Below are 16,646 nucleotides of genomic sequence, written 5' to 3'. Positions count from 1 at the left end.
CCGCGCGCCGAAGCCATCGTCGTGATGGGCGTGTCCGGCAGTGGCAAGACCAGTGTCGCCCGGGCACTGGCGGCGCACTACGGACTCACCTTCCTGGACGCCGACGACTTCCACAGCGCCGCCGCCAAGGCGCAGATGGCGCATGGCATCCCGCTCAGCGACTCGCAGCGCGCGCCCTGGGTCGCGGCCCTGGCGCAGCGCCTGCGCGCGTCGGTCGATGCCGGGCAGAGCGTCGTGCTGGCCTTCTCCGGGCTACGCAAGGCACATCGGCAGCAATTGCGCGACACCGGCGTGCCGATGCGCTTCGTGTTCCTGCACGCAGCCGCGCACGTGATCGCCGAACGCCTGGCCGCGCGCCACGGCCACTTCATGCCACCAGCCCTGCTGCAAAGCCAGCTCGACACGCTGGAACTGCCGCTGGACGAGGCAGACGTGATCTCGGTGGACGTGGACGCACCGTTTGCCACGGTCGTGGCCGATGCCATCGCGCAACTGGATGCGAGCGCCGCGATCGCCTAGCGTGTGCCTTGTCGGCATACCCTCAGCCATGCGCCCGTTTGTGGCGATGGTGACGCAGGTTGCCCACCGTAGGAACGGCGTCAGCCGCGACGAACGAAGCGAAAGTCCCTGAGGAAATGCGTTCGTCTCCGGGCCAAAGCGCCTTCCGTCACGACCGCATTGCGGCCTTTCACTCGTGACGGCGGGCGAGGCGCCGACTCTCTTGCAGCGTGTAGTGCGACGATGCCTACAAGCGCCACGCTACCCGCGGCGCTTCGCCCGACTTACCACAAAGCGCGACACGTTCGGCTCGTCGGGCACATGCCAGCGCCACGGCGCGTCCATCGCCTTGCTGATGCCGATCCGTGTGGTGACGACCGGCGCGGCAGGCGGCGGCGTCCCGTCCTGCCCCAGCCACAGGCGCGACTGCCGCGTGGTCAGGTCCAGCCCGTTGTCCGCGCCCGACACGCCCAGCGCCTTGGCCAGCCGACCCGGCCCACGCGTAAGATCGGCCACGCGCACCGCACCGCGGGCCAACTGCATCGCCTCGATCCCGGCCACAGGCGCCAAGGCGCGGATCAGCACCGCATGCCCCGGCGCGCCACCGCATACCGCATTGAGCGCCCAATGCATGCCGTAGATGAAGTACACGTACAGATGTCCAGGCGGGCCGAACATCACCCGCGTGCGCGGGGTCATGCCGCGAAACGAATGCGCCGCCGGATCCTCTGCACCGCAGTAGGCCTCCACCTCGACAATGCGCCCGCAGCGACCATCGGCTGTGACAAGCAGCTTGTTCAACAGCTTCGGCGCCACCACGCGGGCATCGCGGGCATAGAACGCACGCGGCAAGGGCTTGGCGACAAGCAACTCCATGCGATCAGTCTAAGCCCTGCAGCGAGGTCGCTTCGTGAGTCACCACCGGTGCATCCGCATCTCCACGGTCTCAATCGAACACGTCATCTCGCCAACCGCAGCGCATGCTGCCGCTTGTGGGAGGGACTTCAGTCCCGACGCATGGAGGTTTCCAGGACCACGATCATCTTCCTGGTCTCCGATCGCGGCAGCGCAGCGCGGTGAGCGGTGACGAATTCCTTTATTGAGACAGCGCCCGAGCCGCAGAGCATGTTCGGCGCTGTGACGGCGAGCGGACTGCACCAGGCCATGTGGCCGTCGCATCAGGACAAAGCACATCACATGCCCTACCCTATTCTGCTCGAAGCAACGCCAAACGACGCCCGCATCCCCAACCTGCCCCACTCACTCCTGCGGAACGTTCAACTCCTTCAGCAACTGCGGCGCCGGATACACCTTGGCCATCAACCAGCGCAGATAGCGCATGTCCACATGGATCGCACGTTTGTAGCGCGGGTCGTACCACCAACTGGCGCTGACCGCCTCCCAGTTGCTGTCGAAGTTCAGCCCGATCAATTCGCCGCGCGCATTGAGCACCGGCGAGCCGGAATTGCCGCCGGTGGTGTCCAGATTGGTCAGGAAGTTCACCGGCTGCGTCTTCGACTGCGGATCGACCGTGCTGCCGAAATCGCCCTTGGCGATCGCCGCCAACAGCGGCTTGGGCGCATCGAACGGTTCCTTGCCGGTGTTCTTCTCGACGATGCCGGCCACCGTGGTCAGCGGCGCGAAGCTGACCGCATCGCGCGGTGCCAGCGGCTCGACGCGGCCATAGCTGATCCGCAGCGTGCTGTTGGCGTCCGGATACACCGCACGACCCTGCTGCCTGCGCCAGGCGAACAGCGCACGCATGTAGGCCGGGCGCAGCCGCAACTGCTCGCCCTCGCGCGCCTTGCGTTCGTCGTCCAGCCGCAGCTGCGCCGGCACCAGCGTGGCGGCCAGCGCCAGCAACGGATCGGCCGCAGGCGCCTTGCCTTCGCGCGCAGCGGCGAAGCGCGACAGCCGCTCGGCCTCGGTGCCCAGCGCCGTGCCGGCATAAGCCTTGTCCAGCGCCGCCTGCAATTGCGCCGGGGTCCGCCCGAACGCCGCATCGAACTCCGGCACCCGCTGCGCATCCGGCAACTGCTGGTAGCGCGTCAGCAGCGTGGTCAGCAGCGCCTTCTCCACGGCCGGCGAATAGCGCCGCTGCACCTGCTTGAGCATCCCTTCGATCAGCGCCAGGTCGCGCTGCTGGTAGCCGCTCTCGCGCCGATCGTCGGGCTTACCCGCCTCCAGTCGCAGCCGCTCCAGCGTCAGTGCCGAGCGCAGCGCCTGGGTCTGCGTGGCGATCAAGCCCAGCAGCAGATCGCGCTCGCGCAGCGCCGAGGCCTGGCCAAGTACCTTCTGCAGCGCCGCGATATCGCGCGCATCGCTGCCGCGGGTCGCCGCAAGCATGCCGCGCTCGTCCTCCGCACGCAGCCGCACCGCATCGCTGCGCTGCAGCCCTTCCAGCTCACCGGCGGCCCGCTTACGGTTGTTCTTCAGCGACTGCAGCTGCGACGCGTAGCGCGTGCGCGCTTCCGCGTCGGCCTTGCCCGATGCTTCGATCACCTCGATCAACTGGTCCAGTACCGCTACCCGCTGCGGCAGCGTCGCCTCCACCTGCTCGGCGAACTCGGCCGCCGTGCGATGCCGATAGGTGATGCCGGGATAGCCGGCCAGCATGGCGAAATCCCCGGTCTTCGGCCCATCGGTGGCGATCTGCAGATGCGCCGGTGGCTGGTAGGGCACGTTGTCGGCGCTGTAGTCCGCCGGCTTGCCGTCCTTGCCCACGTACGCGCGCAGCAAGGTGAAATCACCGCTGTGCCGCGGCCACATGAAATTATCGATCTCATCGCCGTAGTTACCGATCGCCCGCGGCGGCGCATACACCAGGCGCACGTCGCGTAGTTCCAGCTGGCGGATCCGGTAAAAATCGGTGCCGTAATACATGTTGGCGACACTGCAACGCACCCCGGCCTCGCGCTCGCAATCGGCGACGATGCGCTTGCTCGCCGCATCCACCGCATCGTAGTAAGCGCGCCCGGTCTTGCCCTTGGCCGACCCCAGCACCTGATCGGTGACCTTGTCGAAACCCACCGTCACCAGCACCCGGAAGTCCGGATTGGCCGCGCGCTCGTCGGCACGATCCCGCGCGATGAACCCATTCTCGATCAGGTTCTCCTTCGCCGACGTGTTGTACTGGATCACCCCGTAGGCGACGTGGTGATTGGTCAACAGCAACCCGTCCGCGGACACGAACGCCCCGGTCCCGCCGCCGACCTTCACCACTGCACTCAGCGGCGGCTGCGTCACCTCGGCCAGCGTCTGGGGATCGCCTTGGAAGCCTGCCTCATGCAGCGGCTTGGCCAGCTCCGGCATTTGCGACGGCATCCACATGCCTTCGTCGGCGTGGGCGGTAGTGGTGAGGGCGAGGCTTAGGGCAAGAGAGGCGGCAAGGGAATTGGGCAAGGGCATGCGGAAATGGAGGCAAAGAACGTAACCGCGACCTTAGCCGGCCAATGCGATCGCAGCAACCAAGACGCCGATCCATTCATCGGTGGATGTGATCTTTACCAAGAAAGGTCCAGAATGCTCCCGACAAAAACGAGCGCACGGTCAGCTCACTTCCTACGAACATATATACAGATGCATACCATTGAATAAGTGATCCTACCCCGTCACCAGAAAGCCACGACCTAACGAGCCCCCATGAACCATCTAAAATAATTTGTCTGAAATGCAAAAAATTATTCGTCTCTACTAGAGCGCAGCTCAGTCAGTATCCTGTCTGCCTCTGCCTTATCTAATTCCCGAAAACTTTTTACATCTGTGAGGGTCACCAAGTTTTTATTTGGATTGACCCTCACCAGTCCATCAAACTCAAACATGCCGCTTTTTTTTGATACAGACGCGTAAACCGCCATATTAAATTTCTTGATTCTCATGCTGCGTTCCTGTTCCGTGGGACTAGGCGCATCAAAGCTCCAAAAGTTAAATGCTGGTTTCATACATTTGGTGGAAATAGCAATGCTTGGATGATAAATATTACCGTAGATTTTCAGGCCATGAACCTCAACATTCTGAGTAGAAAATCTTGAGTGGATTGCTTTACAAAAATCCTCTCCTTCACCGCTCTTGGAGCATGAAGAACACGATGCGGCAGCAAAGAAAAAGACCGAAAACAAAAATTTCATGGCTTGTAACCAGAGCAGCTTGAACTTTGCTTACCATTACACGCAGATTCCCACGACTGTTTTGCACTTTCCCATATGCGCTGTTCCCGTTCCTGGAGTGACATTCCCGGAATATTAACGCCATTATTTATTCTTAGAACGTTGCCAATAGCTGACGTCATCCCATATGCACGTAATTCAGTAAGCATTCGCTCAAGCCCGGTAGCCGGATAAAAATTCCTGTTGAATCCCGGCTGCATTGAGTCCAATTTATGGGAGCCCTCATGCCCAATTATTCCGGCAGCCAGCATTTTCGCTGAAATATTGAGTCCAGACGCGACTGCTGATATTTGACTAGGATCTAAATCCATGCCCTTAGCCGTCAATTCCCCCAAATGGTCATCACTAAGATTAGTTAAATTTATTGAAAATCCATTTCCATCGTTGGCTGTGCCTACCATTCCAAGAATCTTCCCAAGTCGATCCTTAGCAGCGCCTTCTGCCATTTTTTGATAGCTTCTCTGCGCCGTGGAGACATAAGATTCAGCAATTTTGGCATCGTGGAAATTGCAAGTTCCGCCTTTTCGGGTGCACTCATAGCGACCGTCTGGATCTACAAATAGGTAGGGGTTATTCGCTGCGTAATTATATCGATTAAAATTTTTCCCGGGCTTGCTGTACGGCGTGACCGGATCAACTGAAAGAAATTTACCAATTTGGGGATCATAATACCTTTGCTGCATATAATTAAGTCCAGTCGCAGCATCGTTCACATGGCCCGTGTATCCAGGCCCATCCGATATTGGATGATTCAGTAAATTTCCGTAGGGTTCATATTCACTACGTTCAACAATATTACGATTATTGTCTGTCACCAGCACAACAGACCCTAATCCGTCCGTATGAACATAGCGGACAGTTTGCGCCGATGCAGTGAAAGCAACTACAGAATAGAGAGCGGTAGCGGCCATCAGACGCAATATCGCACGAATCCCCTGGAAATTTGACATCACTCGTCCTTGCGAGTTGGAACCATCGATACGCGATGTAGAGTCGACTTTTCTCGTAGAAGCCGGATCGACAACGCTTCCCATAGCAACATTTCGGTACAACGGAATCTACGGAGCAGACTCCGCCAGAGCAGGCTTACTTCAAGTAGATCTCGACAATGTCGCAGCCATTGGTCTGCACATCGATCTTGCGCTTGTTCACCAGTGCAGTCATCAACACTGCCAGCAGCGCCTTACCGCCGGGCTGGTCGTCTTGGAAATGCAGGACGTGGTTTCCGGATGTGGCCTTGCATTCCGCTGGCGTGTCCGACAGCCAGACAAAATGATCGGTATGAGCTTGATACGTTCCCAACTGCACGACGTCGACATTCTGCATCGATTCGTTTGCCGATGCTTGCCAGCTCAGCAAAGCGAGCATCAACGGCAGGCCCATTTTATATTTCATATTTCTTCTCTTCTTGAAACTGGATCAATCTGCGCCGTGCAAAAAAGCGCGACGCCCTCCAGATCATTACTTCTTCAGCCGTATGGAAATGACTTTGGTGCGATTACCGAAAATGCATACGCCCGAGTCGACCAGGAGTTCAACATCCGAATTACTGGTGTATGCAGCCAGCGCCATCGCCGTCAGCTCCTTGTACGACGGATGATCCTTGTCGATCGCGAAGTCGTTCAGGGGAGCCGAACACCCGGATGGGCCATCGTTGGAGGTATGAATCACCATGCCTTCGCCGTACCAGCCGTTCTCGACGTAGGTGATTTTCCCCGTCCAGACCACTTGCATGGCGGCGTCCGCCTCGTAAGAAAAACATGATGCTGCAATTGCCAACAGCAACCCCATCATCTTCAAGCTCATTTCATCCCCTTTTTTTATCCGTTGTTCGTCGCTTTTAATGCCTACAGCTTTTCTGGCCGCGACAGCAAAGAGCTCAACCGTCACCCAGCTGGACCTAGCCGTTCAACAGCAGCTGATACAGCAACGGCACGATGTCCACCGCAGGTCGCTGGTCGTGCGTCACGTTCGAAGCCGCGGTGCAGTTGCCGTCCGCCGTGCAAGCGGTCACCCGGTACGAATAGGTCCCTGCCGGCCTGGCCAACGAGGTCCAGTTGCCCTGGCCGCCGTCGTACACCGAGGTCCAGGTCACGCCATCCACGCTCTCCTCCACCACGTAGCGGGTCGCGCCGGAGACCGGGCTCCAGTTCACGTAGTCTTTGACCGAAGCGAGCTGCCCCAGCGGCCAGTCGGCTTCGGCGACCAGGCTGCCGCCCAACAGGATGTAGTCGGTGGACTTGGACTGGCGCTGGTTCTTCTGGAAACGCAGTGCGCCGGACTGATCGTACAGCGAGCCGATGTTGCCGGCGCTCTGCAGCGCTAGCGTGCGGCGGCCGTTGCCGTCGTAGCGGTAGGTCTCCTTGCCGGTCGCCTGGCGCAGGCGGTTGCCGTAGTCGAACACGAAGGCCTGGCCGTTCTTGTTGCTGAGGTTACCCTGCGGGTCGTAGCTCATGCCGATGACCGTGCTGCCGCCGCAACCACCGGTCTTGACGTTGGTCAGCTGCCAATTGACGTCATAGCAGTAGTAGTGATCCCGGCCGGGGGCTACGACGTGGGTCAGGTTGTCGAGGACGTCGTAGCTATAGGTGGCGGTTCCGAACATCGGCGACTCGGCCTTGGTCAGCCGATCCATGCCGTCGTAGGTCATGGTGCGGTTGCCGCGCTGGTTGCGGCCGGTGGCGCCGTCGCTTATACCTGCGACATTGCCATTGGCGTCGTAGTCGTAGCCATCGCTGAGGAACGCCGTGCCGCCGTAGGCATCCTGGCTGGTATCCGGCAACTGACGTGCGTTCTGCGTCATGGTGTGGACGATGCCGTTGCCGTAGGTGAACTGCTTGATCGCGCCATTCGGGTAGTAGCTCACGCCGGTGGCATAGCTGCCGGCCTGGGTCGGTTGACCCAGGGCATTGGGCGCGTAGTCCACCGTCTGCCCCGACGGATAGCGATGCGCGGCAAGGTGGCCATTGGCATCGTAGGCGTAGCCCAGCGCCCAGGTCTCGCCATCGGCCTGGCCCTGGCTTTCAGCAATCAGCAGGCGACGCTTGTTGTAGGCGTAGCTGTTGTAGGTGGCGACGCCGTTGTTGGTGGTGGTGATCTGCTTGACCGCCCCGTCCGGCCAGTAGCTCCAGGCCTGATTGCCGTTGCCGTCAGGGAAGCTCAGCGCCTTGATCCGGTTGCGCACGTCGTAGCTGCGATCGACCCGGCGGCCGGAGGCAAAGGCCGAGTCCGCATCGCATGAGGTGGTGCTGGGCAACGACAGGCCCGCCGCACTCCAGGCGAGATTGCCGGCAGCGTCGTAGCCGTTGGCGGTGGCACCGGTTTCCGGTTCCACCGTCTTGCACAGCTGCTGGTAGGTGTCGTAGACGTAGCTGCGGGTCACCGACACGGTGCCGTTGGCGTCGTGGCGGCGGATGGACAGCGGCTTGCCGAAGATGTCGCGGTTGATCTCGGTGGTGGCGCCTTCCGGATGCTGGATCCAGACCGGCGTCTTGTAATCAGGCTGATCGAACACTTGGTAGCCAGCTACCGTCTTGTTGCCACGCGGATCGGTAACGCGCGTCTGATTTCCCGCTAGGTACTCGGTCAATGTTGTCAGCGTGCCCAGCTCTGAATCCAGAGACACAGACGTCGTCCGACCTAATGTGTCGTACTGCGTTCTAGTACCGGCGCTGAGGGCATCAGTGGTTCCCGCGAATGACGCAAAGGCCACTCGACCCTTATAGTCATAAGAGAAACGTTGATAGCGCCCAGTTGCTCCTGGATTACCGGCGTCATATTCATATGTAACAATCGGCCGCAGAAATCCATCGAAATACAGGACCTTCCGCGCATTTCCAGTAGCGGTTGTTTGCCGCCAGTGGCCGGCAGGCAAGCCATATTCCGACGACCCAACTTGCTCGAAGGTCGCCGTTGTCGTGTTCCAGTTCTGACTATCCCCTGTCGGATAGGTGACGCTCGTCAGGCGCCCCATCACGTCGTAGCTATAGCCTGTCGTCGCGCCTGACTCATCGGTAACGGATGTGATCCAGCCATAGTCGTTTACATTCGCGCTGATAGCCGCTCCATTAGCGAAGCGGATAGATGTAGGCACCCCCCGTTTCCAATTCGAAAAGCTTGTGGAATTGTTAGCCCCGTCAACGGAAGAGGAGAGTGTTCCATCAGAGTTGTAATAGAACTTCTGCCGTAACTTTCCATACTCATAGGAAATTGCAGGCAGACTGGTTAACGGATCGTAGTCGACCTGCGACTCCACTAACCCAGTGTCACTATTAGTGCGCTTGGCTACCTGGCCCAGGATCCACTTCTCGTAGTTATCGCTGTAATCCAAACGATCGGATCGCTGGTGCCAAGGGCTGTAGCGATTAGCAGCCGACATCCGGCCAAAGACGTCGAAACTAGTCACTTTATAATTATAGGAAGAACCAGATTCAGTGATGGCTCGACCTGAGACCGGAGAAATCGTGCCGACCTGAGCGCTATTGATATTATCGAGTAGCACACTTCCTATTACTTTGGGCCACGGGCCTGTCGAAGGTGACGCATATGTCGAGTCTTCACGACGCAGCAGTGTCGATCCAACTGCACCGTCATAAATTTCGGTGCTCAATAGTTGACTTTCTGTAGAGTCGTAACGATTACTGAAGGTATACCGGCTTACCGCTCCCGTTGGCGACTTAAGATCTGTCCAGACAGTGGTAGCGCAGCCAGATGCGCAGTCCTTGGCCCAGCTCCCCTGGGGGGCCGAGTAGCTATATGTCCAAGTCTGCTCCGACACACCGGGACCGGAAATGCGCTCAGACAGAATGTTGATACCCTTTGTAATATTGGGGATTTCGAGGGTCAACTTTCCAGGGGAGCTAGAGTCACATAAAAACGGAACATAAGAGCGCCCGCGGATCAAAGTTCCAACACTAAAGTTCCCTATCAATCCGGAAGGATGTTTCAGCGAGATGTTTGCGGAGCCCCCACTTTGACGATAACTGAACGAAGAACACCCGTCATAAGCATCATAAGTGATGGTTGAAAGATCACTAAACCTCGCGAGCCCAGAGACGTCCATCGCCCAAGAGCTGCCATCCGGGAGGATCGCACTGGTCAAGTGCACCTTGGAGTCAGAAAGCGTGGCATACGAGTAACTCCAGGTTCTGGACGGAGCGTCAGAGGCCTGAAGTGTCGCGGTGGTTATTCTGCTTCCTACATCAGACGTATTATTTCCGGTCCACGTTTCATAATTCAGGACCAGCGAACGCCCATCACTCGACTGGATCTTTACGAGATTTCCGTTAGCGTCGTACTGATAAGAAAGGCTGTTACCAAAGCGGTCCTCAATGCGGGACGTCATCATCATCGCCATCTGGCGGGCAACGCCCCCGAATCCGGGTTGCGCGAATCCGACATTGTCGTAACCTCGGTAGATCAGCCAATCCATCCAGTATTTGGTACCATCGGGCGAAACCACCAGGAATCCCTGCCCGCCTTGCCCATTGGAAGTCTGCGCAAGGCAAGTGACCATCCAATGTTGTCGCGTGACGATCGGGAATGACATTTGATTGCCACTGGCATCTTTCATCCGCGGCGAAAGCGTATTTGAACTATCTCGGCGCAGCAGATCCTGGCGCCCCATTCCGGGAATAATGAGCTGGTAGCCGCCCCACCATTGCTCGGCAGTATAGATAACCGGTGCTTGACGGCCGACATTGAGCACCACTGCAGGCGCTTTGGTAAAATTCGAGCAACGATCACCACGAAAGAATTGATTTTCGTTCGTGGTCAGCGTTTGAATACTAGGAAGTTCCAGCCGCCAATCGGCAAAGGCCCGTGCCGCTCCTTCTCTTGGGCTTGAGTCGGACGGATCGAACGTACGTATCAGTTGAATCGGCAACCCAATACCAGGCTGATCGATATCCACCTGCCTGAAGGTCAGTGCGCCGTTGTAAAGGCTGATTTCTTCGCCAAAAGGCTTGTCGCCCAGGGGCTGTATCTCACGAGATGTCCGAATGCGCTTGTCGAACTCGTCTTCCGGCGTGACCGCCAGAGCGTTCTGCAGACCAGATACGGACAGACACACGAATAGGACGACGGTGCGCCATCCCTGCCGCTGAGTGAACATTGATTGCCCCTGTAGACGTGCCAACGCGACGCTGGCAGCACTGTCAATTACACAGTACCGCCGGAATTTGTCAAGGCAGTTTCATCGTCGCAGGGCCGCGCACTACTTCTCCTTCCGCCAATTCACCGACCCACGGTTCTCCACCGTGCTCGATTCCACCTCGGCGTCGAAGCCGCGGCCCAGCAGATATTTCAGCGTCAAGACCGAGCCGCTGCCGATCAGCGACACGCCGTAGCTGACGTAGAGTTTCGGCGAGAGATATTTGCCGAAGCCCACCACCGAGCCGCCGAGGGTGCGCGACTGGCTGACGCCAGCGTCGTCGAAACCGAGCCTGGCGCCGAGTTGCGAGGCGAGCAGGCCGCTGCCGGCCGACAGGGCGCTGGCCGCGGCGGTGACCTGGTCGGCCTCGGCGCTGCTGGTGTTGCTGAGGCTGCGGCCCAGCACCAGGTAGGACATCGCCTCCGATTGCGACATCGACGGGTCCGACCACACGTCCGCATGCGGGGCGGTGGCGCGGCCGGTGACGTCGATGCCGGCGGTGACGTCGCCGACCTGGCGCTGCGCGCGGATGTTGATGCGCGGGTCGGAGACGATGTTGTTGCTCCAGGTGAGTTGGCCGCGGGTGATGGTCAGGTCCTGCCCGTACGCCTTGTACTTGCCGCTGACGTCCAGCCCGCCGGTGGCGGTGGTTTCGCGGCCCGGCCGCGAGCGCACCTGCATCGCGCCGGTCAGCGCACCCTTGAGGCCGAAGCCGGCCATCCTGACCTGGTCGCCCAACGTCACGCGCAGGTCCATCTCCAGCGGCGAGGTCGGCGTGGCCTCGGGGTCGGCCGGGTCCAGCACCACCACATCCTCGGACAGCGAGGTGCCGCGATCCAGCCGCTCCAGGTCGATGTCCGCCGAGGGCACGGTGACCTGGCCGCTCAGCATCATGGTCTTGTTGGCGATGCCGAACTGCAGGTCGGGATTGGCCACCGCGCGCAGTTCGGCGGTATTGGACACCAGCACGTTGGTGCCGCGGATGTTCAACTGCAGCGGCGTGCGGTCGCCGTACCAGGAGAGGCCGCCGTCGACGTTGAGCGTGCCTTCGCCGGACTTCACCGAGGCGACGATGCGCGCCGAGCCGTCCGGCTGCGCGTCGAAACGGCCCTTGCCTTCGCTCAGGGTCAGGCCCAGCGCCGGCAGTTCGCCGGTGAAGTTGCTGAGCGTGGCGTCGCCGCCCATCGCCGGTTGCGAGCGGGTGCCGCGCAGGCTGACGTGGCCTTCGACCAAGCCCTTGGGCCGGACCAGATCGGGCGAGAACAGCTCCAGCCAGTACAGCCGCGCCATGTTCATGTAGATCTCGCCGTTCAACGGCGCATACGCATCCCAGCCGGTGTCGACGGTGGCGTCGACGAAGCCGTCGCCCTGGAAGCCGATGCCGAGCTTGGAGTGGATGTGCTGCGCGCTGAAATCGGTGACGAAACTGAACTGGTCGTAGCGCAGCAGTTCGCCGCGGGCGTTGTCGCCCAGGCGCAGGCCGCCTTCGCGCGAGGCCAGGCGCAGCGAACCCTGCCAGGCATTGCCGGCCGGCTTGAAGTTGCCGTCGATGGACAGGTCGCCGCGCAGGTACATCTTGCGGCCGCTGTTGGGCGGCAGCCACGGCTGCACCAGGGCCAGCGGCAGGGCGTCGCCGCGCAGGGTCAGGCCCTGCTTCGGCCAATCGGCGGACACGCACAACGCACCGCCGCTGCCCGGGGCCAGGCAGCTCTCGGACAGGCTGAAGGCGCTGCCTGCCACGCTGAAGTTGGCCGCCTGCCGCAGCTGCCACGGTTCGCCCTTGGCCGGGGCGATGCGCAGCGTGTTCAACGCGCCCTGCCAGCGCGCGCCGTCGCGGCGCACCTGCCCGGCCAGGGCCAGCGCGCCCATGTCGTTCTCGGTCTTGGCATCGAGTTGCAGGTTCTCGACCGCGCCGCGCGCATCCACGCTCAGCGTCTGCAGCAGCACGCCAGCATTGATCGCGCTGCCGCGCAGGGCGAGTTCGCCGCCGTTGCCGCGCCAGGGCAGGCGCCCGCGCAGGCTGAGACTGTCGGCGCTGTAGCTGTCCCACTTCAGGCCGCTGCCGGTGAGGTCGGCGGTGAGATCGGGGGCATCGCGGCGGCCCTTGATCTGGACGCTGCCGCGCAGGCTGCCGGCGCCGCCGGGCAGCAGGTCGGCCAGTTGCAACGGCTGCAGTTGCGCGTCCACGTCGAGCTGGTCGCCGACCTTGCCCTGCGCCTGCAGGCGGCTGTCGCCCAGGCTCAGTTGCAGCTTGCCCTCGCCCTGGCTGCCCTGCAGGGCGAGCTTGGCGTTGGCGTCGAGCGGGCGGCTGCGCAGGCGCCCGTTCAAGCGCGGGATGTCGAGCGTGGCCTGGTAGCCGGCGGCGCTGCCGTCCGGCCGCGCCGGCAACTGCTTGCCCTGCGAGGCGAAGGTGCCGGACAGCTTGCCGTCCCAGCCCGGTGCGAAGTAGCCGGGATCGAACCCAGCCAGCGTCCCTTGCACGTCCCAGTTCAACTCCGGCACCCAGGCAACGTTGCCGCCCAGGTCGAGCGTGCCGCTGGGCATGGTCGCGCGCACCTGCTTCAGCTGCGCCTGGCGATCGTCGCCGCGCACGTCCAACTGCAACTTGGCGCTGTCCTTGCCGCGGGCGACGGTGGCTTCGCCGTAGGTGGCCCACTGTTTCATCGTGCCGGCCACGCCCAGGTTGGCCTCGACCAGCTTGATCGGCACCGCCGGCGCGTCCGGGGTGGACGGATCCGGCGCGGTGGCGAAGCTCATGCCGCTGGCGTTGACCGCGAAGCGCAACTGCGCGTTGTCCGGGTCGCGCAGATCGGCCGTACCGCGCAGGCGCAGTTGCCCGTCGAACGCGCGCAGCTGCAGCGGCGCGACGGTGAGCACCTGGTTGTCCAGGCTCAGGTGCGAGGGATCAAGAACAATTTTCTGCCCGTCGCGCGACAGTTCGCCCTGCAGGTCGGCATTGCCGCCCTTGCCCTTGGCGCGCAGGTCGAAGGCCAGCGGCACGGACGCCGGCGCATCGTCGGCCGGCGGCACCAACAGCGACGGATCCAGCGCCTTGCTGCTGGCGGCGAACTCCCACACCGGATCGGTGCGGCCGGTGAACACCAGCGTGGCGCGCAGCGGCGCCGGTGCGTTGCCGGCGATGGCCACTTCCATCTTGTCCAGATCGCCGCGCGCGACCAGGCCCAGGCGCGCCGGGGTGCGCCCGCGCGCGGCCGGCAGCACGGCGCTGGCGGTGAGGTCGGCCTTGTAGTCCTGGCCCGGCAGGTAATCGCCATTGATACGGAAATCGCCGCGGTCGCTGGTCACCACCACCTGGGTGGCACGGAACTCACCGTTGGCCACTTCCACGCCGCCGCGCAGCGTGCGGATGTCGATCATCGGCTGCTGCGCCTGGGTGATGCGCAGGCCGTCGATGGCGATGCGGTCGGCCTGCAGCGCAAGCGGCACTTCGATCTGCGGCAGCGACTGCGGCCAGCGCGGCAGTTCGAACGGTTCGTCGCTCTTGGCCAGGTTGAGCGTGGCGTTGGTCAGCTCCAGCGCGTCCAGTTGCAGCTTGCGTCCGAGCAGCGGGCGGATGTCAGGATCCAGGTAGGCGCGCTCGGCGGTGAAGTGGATCTCGTTGTAGCGGAAATCCAGGTTGTGCAACGTCAGCGGACCGGCCAGCGGTCCTTCGGCGCGCTCCCAGGTGAGCGTGGAGCCGGCCGGCAGCCGCGCCACCACCTGCGCCAGCAGCACGTCGCGCCCGGCCACGGTCTGCAGCAGCCAGTACAGCGCGATCGCCGCCAGCAGCACCAGGCCGGCGACGGTCAGCGCCGAGCCCCACCAGAAGCGCTTGCGCCGGTAGAAACGCGGGCGGCGCGGCGGCGGCGGTGCGGTGGGCGACGTCGGCTCGATCGGCGCGCTCACAGATTGGCTCCGATGTTGAGATAGAGCTGGAACTGCGAGTCGGGATCGTTCAAGCCATGGGCGATGTCCACCCGCACTGGGCCGACCGGCGAGCGCCAGCGCAGGCCGAAGCCGACGCCGGTGTGCCAGTCCGGCGTGTCGTCGAAGGCGCTGCCGCTGTCGACGAACACCGCACCACCCCACGGGCCGCCCTTGAAGTAATGCTCGTACTCGGCGCTACCGGTGAGGATGTGCTTGGCGCCGAGCGCGAAGCGGTCCGGCCGCGGCGTGCGCGGGCCGACCTCGCGGAACGCATAGCCGCGGATGCTGTTGTCGCCGCCGGCGAAGAACCGCAGGCTCGGCGGCATCGCCACCAGCGCGTCGGTCCAGGTGCTGCCGGCTTCGCCGCGCAGGATCAGGCGGTCGTTGTCGCCGATGCCGTGGAACCAGTTCACCCGCATGTGCGCCTGCACGAAGCTGGCGTCGGACCCCACACCCTCGGCGCCACCGCGCAGGCTGATGTTGCCGCTGAAGCCCTTGCGCGGGAAAACCTTGTCGTCGACGCCGACGTAATCGGCTTCGATCTGCGGATAGAACAGCGTCGAGGTCTGGTACAGCGCGCCGTCGAACACCTCGTCGGTGGCGTAGCGCCAGCGTTCGCGCAGCGCGTTGATCGAGGCGATGGCGGTCCAGTGCTCGTTGATCTGGCCGCTGCGGCTGCCGGTGAGCTTGACGTTGCGCAGGTCGATATAGTCGGTCTGCTCGTCGTAGACGCGCAGCGAGGTGGTGTACCAGCCGTCGAGCCAGCGGAACGCCGGAATCCGGTAGCTGGTGATGAAGCTCTTGCGCTTCTGCGCGTAGTCCAGCTGCGTGCTGAGCTTGTGCCCACGCGCGTTGACGTAGCGGCGGTCCACGCCCAGGCGCACACCGGCGCCGCTCTCGCTGCCGTAGCTGAGGCCGGCGGTGTAGATGCTGCGCTTGGCGCGGGTGAGGTTGACGTCCACCGGCACGTCGCCGTTGGCGTCGGCTTCTTCCGGCTTGGGCTGGATGTCGATGACGCTGAAGTAGTCGAGCTTGACCAGCGACTCGCGCAGGCGATCGAGCTTGCCCTCGTGGTAGTAGCTGCCTTCCTTCCAGTACACCAGCGGATCGAACAGCTTCTGGTTGAAGTAGTCCTGGTGAAAGCGGATCGGACCCATGTTGTAGCGGCGGCCGCTGTCCCAGCTCAGGTCGATGTCGGCGGCGTGGTCGGCGCGGGTCACCTCGACCTTGCGCTGGGTGAAGTCGGCATCGAAGTAGCCGCGCTCGGCCAGGCGCCGGGTGATGGTGACCTTGCTGGTCTCGTAGACGCTGCTGACGAAGATGTCGCCCTTGCGCGGCCGGAAGTTCTTCAGGTCCTCGCCCAGGTAGCGGTCGTCCTCTGCCGGGCCGGTGATGCCCACCTGGAAATTGCGCACCCGCACCGGCTCGCCCTTGTCCACGTGCACCACCACGGTCAGCTTGTCGTCCTGGCGTGGCGCGTCGACGGTGATCTTGGGAGTGAAGTAGCCGAACGGCTCCAGCGCCTGCCGGGTCTGGCTTTCGGCCTGGCTCAGCAGATACTCCAGACGCGACTCGCCCTGGTCCTTGCCGATGGCATCGTACAGCGACAGCGAGACCTGGATGTTCTCGATCATCGCCGCGTCCTCGTCCTTGTTCAGGCCCTGGATCTGCACCTTTTCGATGACGCCACGGGCCTCGGCAAGGCCGGCCAGGGAGAGCAGGGACAGGAAGGTGGCGAGACGGGGGATGGGTCGCATGGGCGTCAGAATACCGGCACCCCATGTGAAGCTGTTAACTAGACGTTTGTTACATGTGACCGGGGTGTCGGGTGCACGGCATTTGCGCAGGGGCATCCGTGCTTTCCGGAGTCACGGCATTCGGAGCGTCTACGCCGGGAACCGCGC

10 protein-coding genes are annotated in these 16,646 nt (G+C 62.3%); 1 reads left to right on the top strand and 9 read right to left on the bottom strand.

The genetic code is table 11. From position 1 onward, the window contains the following. Nucleotides 1-24 precede the first annotated feature (24 nt). Nucleotides 25-519 carry a gluconokinase gene (locus tag SLW56_RS16445; RefSeq protein WP_320695200.1) on the top strand — a complete coding sequence of 165 codons (495 nt, stop codon included), beginning with the start codon at nucleotides 25-27 and terminating at the stop codon, nucleotides 517-519. Nucleotides 520-759: 240 nt separating this feature from the next. Here the strand turns inward: SLW56_RS16445 and SLW56_RS16440 are convergent, their stop codons facing one another. The 9 genes from SLW56_RS16440 to SLW56_RS16400 form a co-directional block, all read right to left on the bottom strand. Continuing rightward, entirely contained in the window at nucleotides 760-1,374 is a 615-nt protein-coding gene (locus SLW56_RS16440; RefSeq protein ID WP_320695180.1) for a DNA-3-methyladenine glycosylase, read from the bottom strand. Between the two features lie 384 nt (nucleotides 1,375-1,758). Then, complete coding sequence (locus SLW56_RS16435) at nucleotides 1,759-3,906, bottom strand: S46 family peptidase (protein ID WP_320695179.1); 2,148 nt, start codon at nucleotides 3,904-3,906, stop codon at nucleotides 1,759-1,761. A 272-nt stretch (nucleotides 3,907-4,178) separates the two neighbouring features. Continuing rightward, nucleotides 4,179-4,625 (bottom strand): hypothetical protein, encoded by a 447-nt coding sequence (locus SLW56_RS16430; protein WP_157835421.1) that lies wholly within the window; start codon nucleotides 4,623-4,625, stop codon nucleotides 4,179-4,181. Further along, nucleotides 4,622-5,614: an RHS repeat-associated core domain-containing protein gene (locus SLW56_RS16425; protein ID WP_320695178.1), complete on the bottom strand. Its 993-nt coding sequence runs from the start codon at nucleotides 5,612-5,614 to the stop codon at nucleotides 4,622-4,624. The genes SLW56_RS16430 and SLW56_RS16425 overlap by 4 nt, the downstream gene beginning before the upstream one ends. A gap of 136 nt (nucleotides 5,615-5,750) precedes the next feature. Continuing rightward, a complete protein-coding gene (locus SLW56_RS16420) occupies nucleotides 5,751-6,059 on the bottom strand; it encodes a hypothetical protein (protein WP_152238365.1) in 309 nt (102 codons plus the stop codon). A gap of 66 nt (nucleotides 6,060-6,125) precedes the next feature. Then, nucleotides 6,126-6,554, bottom strand: coding sequence for a hypothetical protein (locus SLW56_RS16415; RefSeq protein ID WP_152238364.1), 429 nt, complete (start codon nucleotides 6,552-6,554; stop codon nucleotides 6,126-6,128). Between the two features lie 10 nt (nucleotides 6,555-6,564). Next, nucleotides 6,565-10,776, bottom strand: coding sequence for an RHS repeat domain-containing protein (locus SLW56_RS16410; RefSeq protein WP_226977731.1), 4,212 nt, complete (start codon nucleotides 10,774-10,776; stop codon nucleotides 6,565-6,567). Nucleotides 10,777-10,878: 102 nt separating this feature from the next. Then, nucleotides 10,879-14,721 (bottom strand): translocation/assembly module TamB domain-containing protein, encoded by a 3,843-nt coding sequence (locus tag SLW56_RS16405; protein ID WP_320695177.1) that lies wholly within the window; start codon nucleotides 14,719-14,721, stop codon nucleotides 10,879-10,881. Next, on the bottom strand, nucleotides 14,718-16,499 hold the full coding sequence (locus SLW56_RS16400) for an autotransporter assembly complex family protein (RefSeq protein ID WP_267093154.1): 1,782 nt from the start codon (nucleotides 16,497-16,499) through the stop codon (nucleotides 14,718-14,720). Before SLW56_RS16400 ends, SLW56_RS16405 begins: the two co-directional genes overlap by 4 nt. Nucleotides 16,500-16,646: the final 147 nt, after the last annotated feature.

Origin of the sequence: Xanthomonas sp. LF07-6 (assembly GCF_034105445.1) — a bacterium.
Lineage (GTDB): Bacteria > Pseudomonadota > Gammaproteobacteria > Xanthomonadales > Xanthomonadaceae > Xanthomonas_A > Xanthomonas_A sontii.
The sequence above is the reverse complement of the archived record's forward strand: the minus strand, read 5'-3'. Positions and strand labels throughout refer to the sequence as shown.

Coding starts and splice junctions, on each gene's coding strand:
- SLW56_RS16445 (WP_320695200.1), top strand. CDS start 25: ATGGGCGTGTCCGGCAGTGGCAAGACCAGTGTCGCCCGGGCACTGGCG.
- SLW56_RS16435 (WP_320695179.1), bottom strand. CDS start 3,906: ATGCCCTTGCCCAATTCCCTTGCCGCCTCTCTTGCCCTAAGCCTCGCC.
- SLW56_RS16400 (WP_267093154.1), bottom strand. CDS start 16,499: ATGCGACCCATCCCCCGTCTCGCCACCTTCCTGTCCCTGCTCTCCCTG.
- SLW56_RS16410 (WP_226977731.1), bottom strand. CDS start 10,776: ATGTTCACTCAGCGGCAGGGATGGCGCACCGTCGTCCTATTCGTGTGT.
- SLW56_RS16430 (WP_157835421.1), bottom strand. CDS start 4,625: ATGAAATTTTTGTTTTCGGTCTTTTTCTTTGCTGCCGCATCGTGTTCT.
- SLW56_RS16420 (WP_152238365.1), bottom strand. CDS start 6,059: ATGAAATATAAAATGGGCCTGCCGTTGATGCTCGCTTTGCTGAGCTGG.
- SLW56_RS16425 (WP_320695178.1), bottom strand. CDS start 5,614: ATGTCAAATTTCCAGGGGATTCGTGCGATATTGCGTCTGATGGCCGCT.
- SLW56_RS16440 (WP_320695180.1), bottom strand. CDS start 1,374: ATGGAGTTGCTTGTCGCCAAGCCCTTGCCGCGTGCGTTCTATGCCCGC.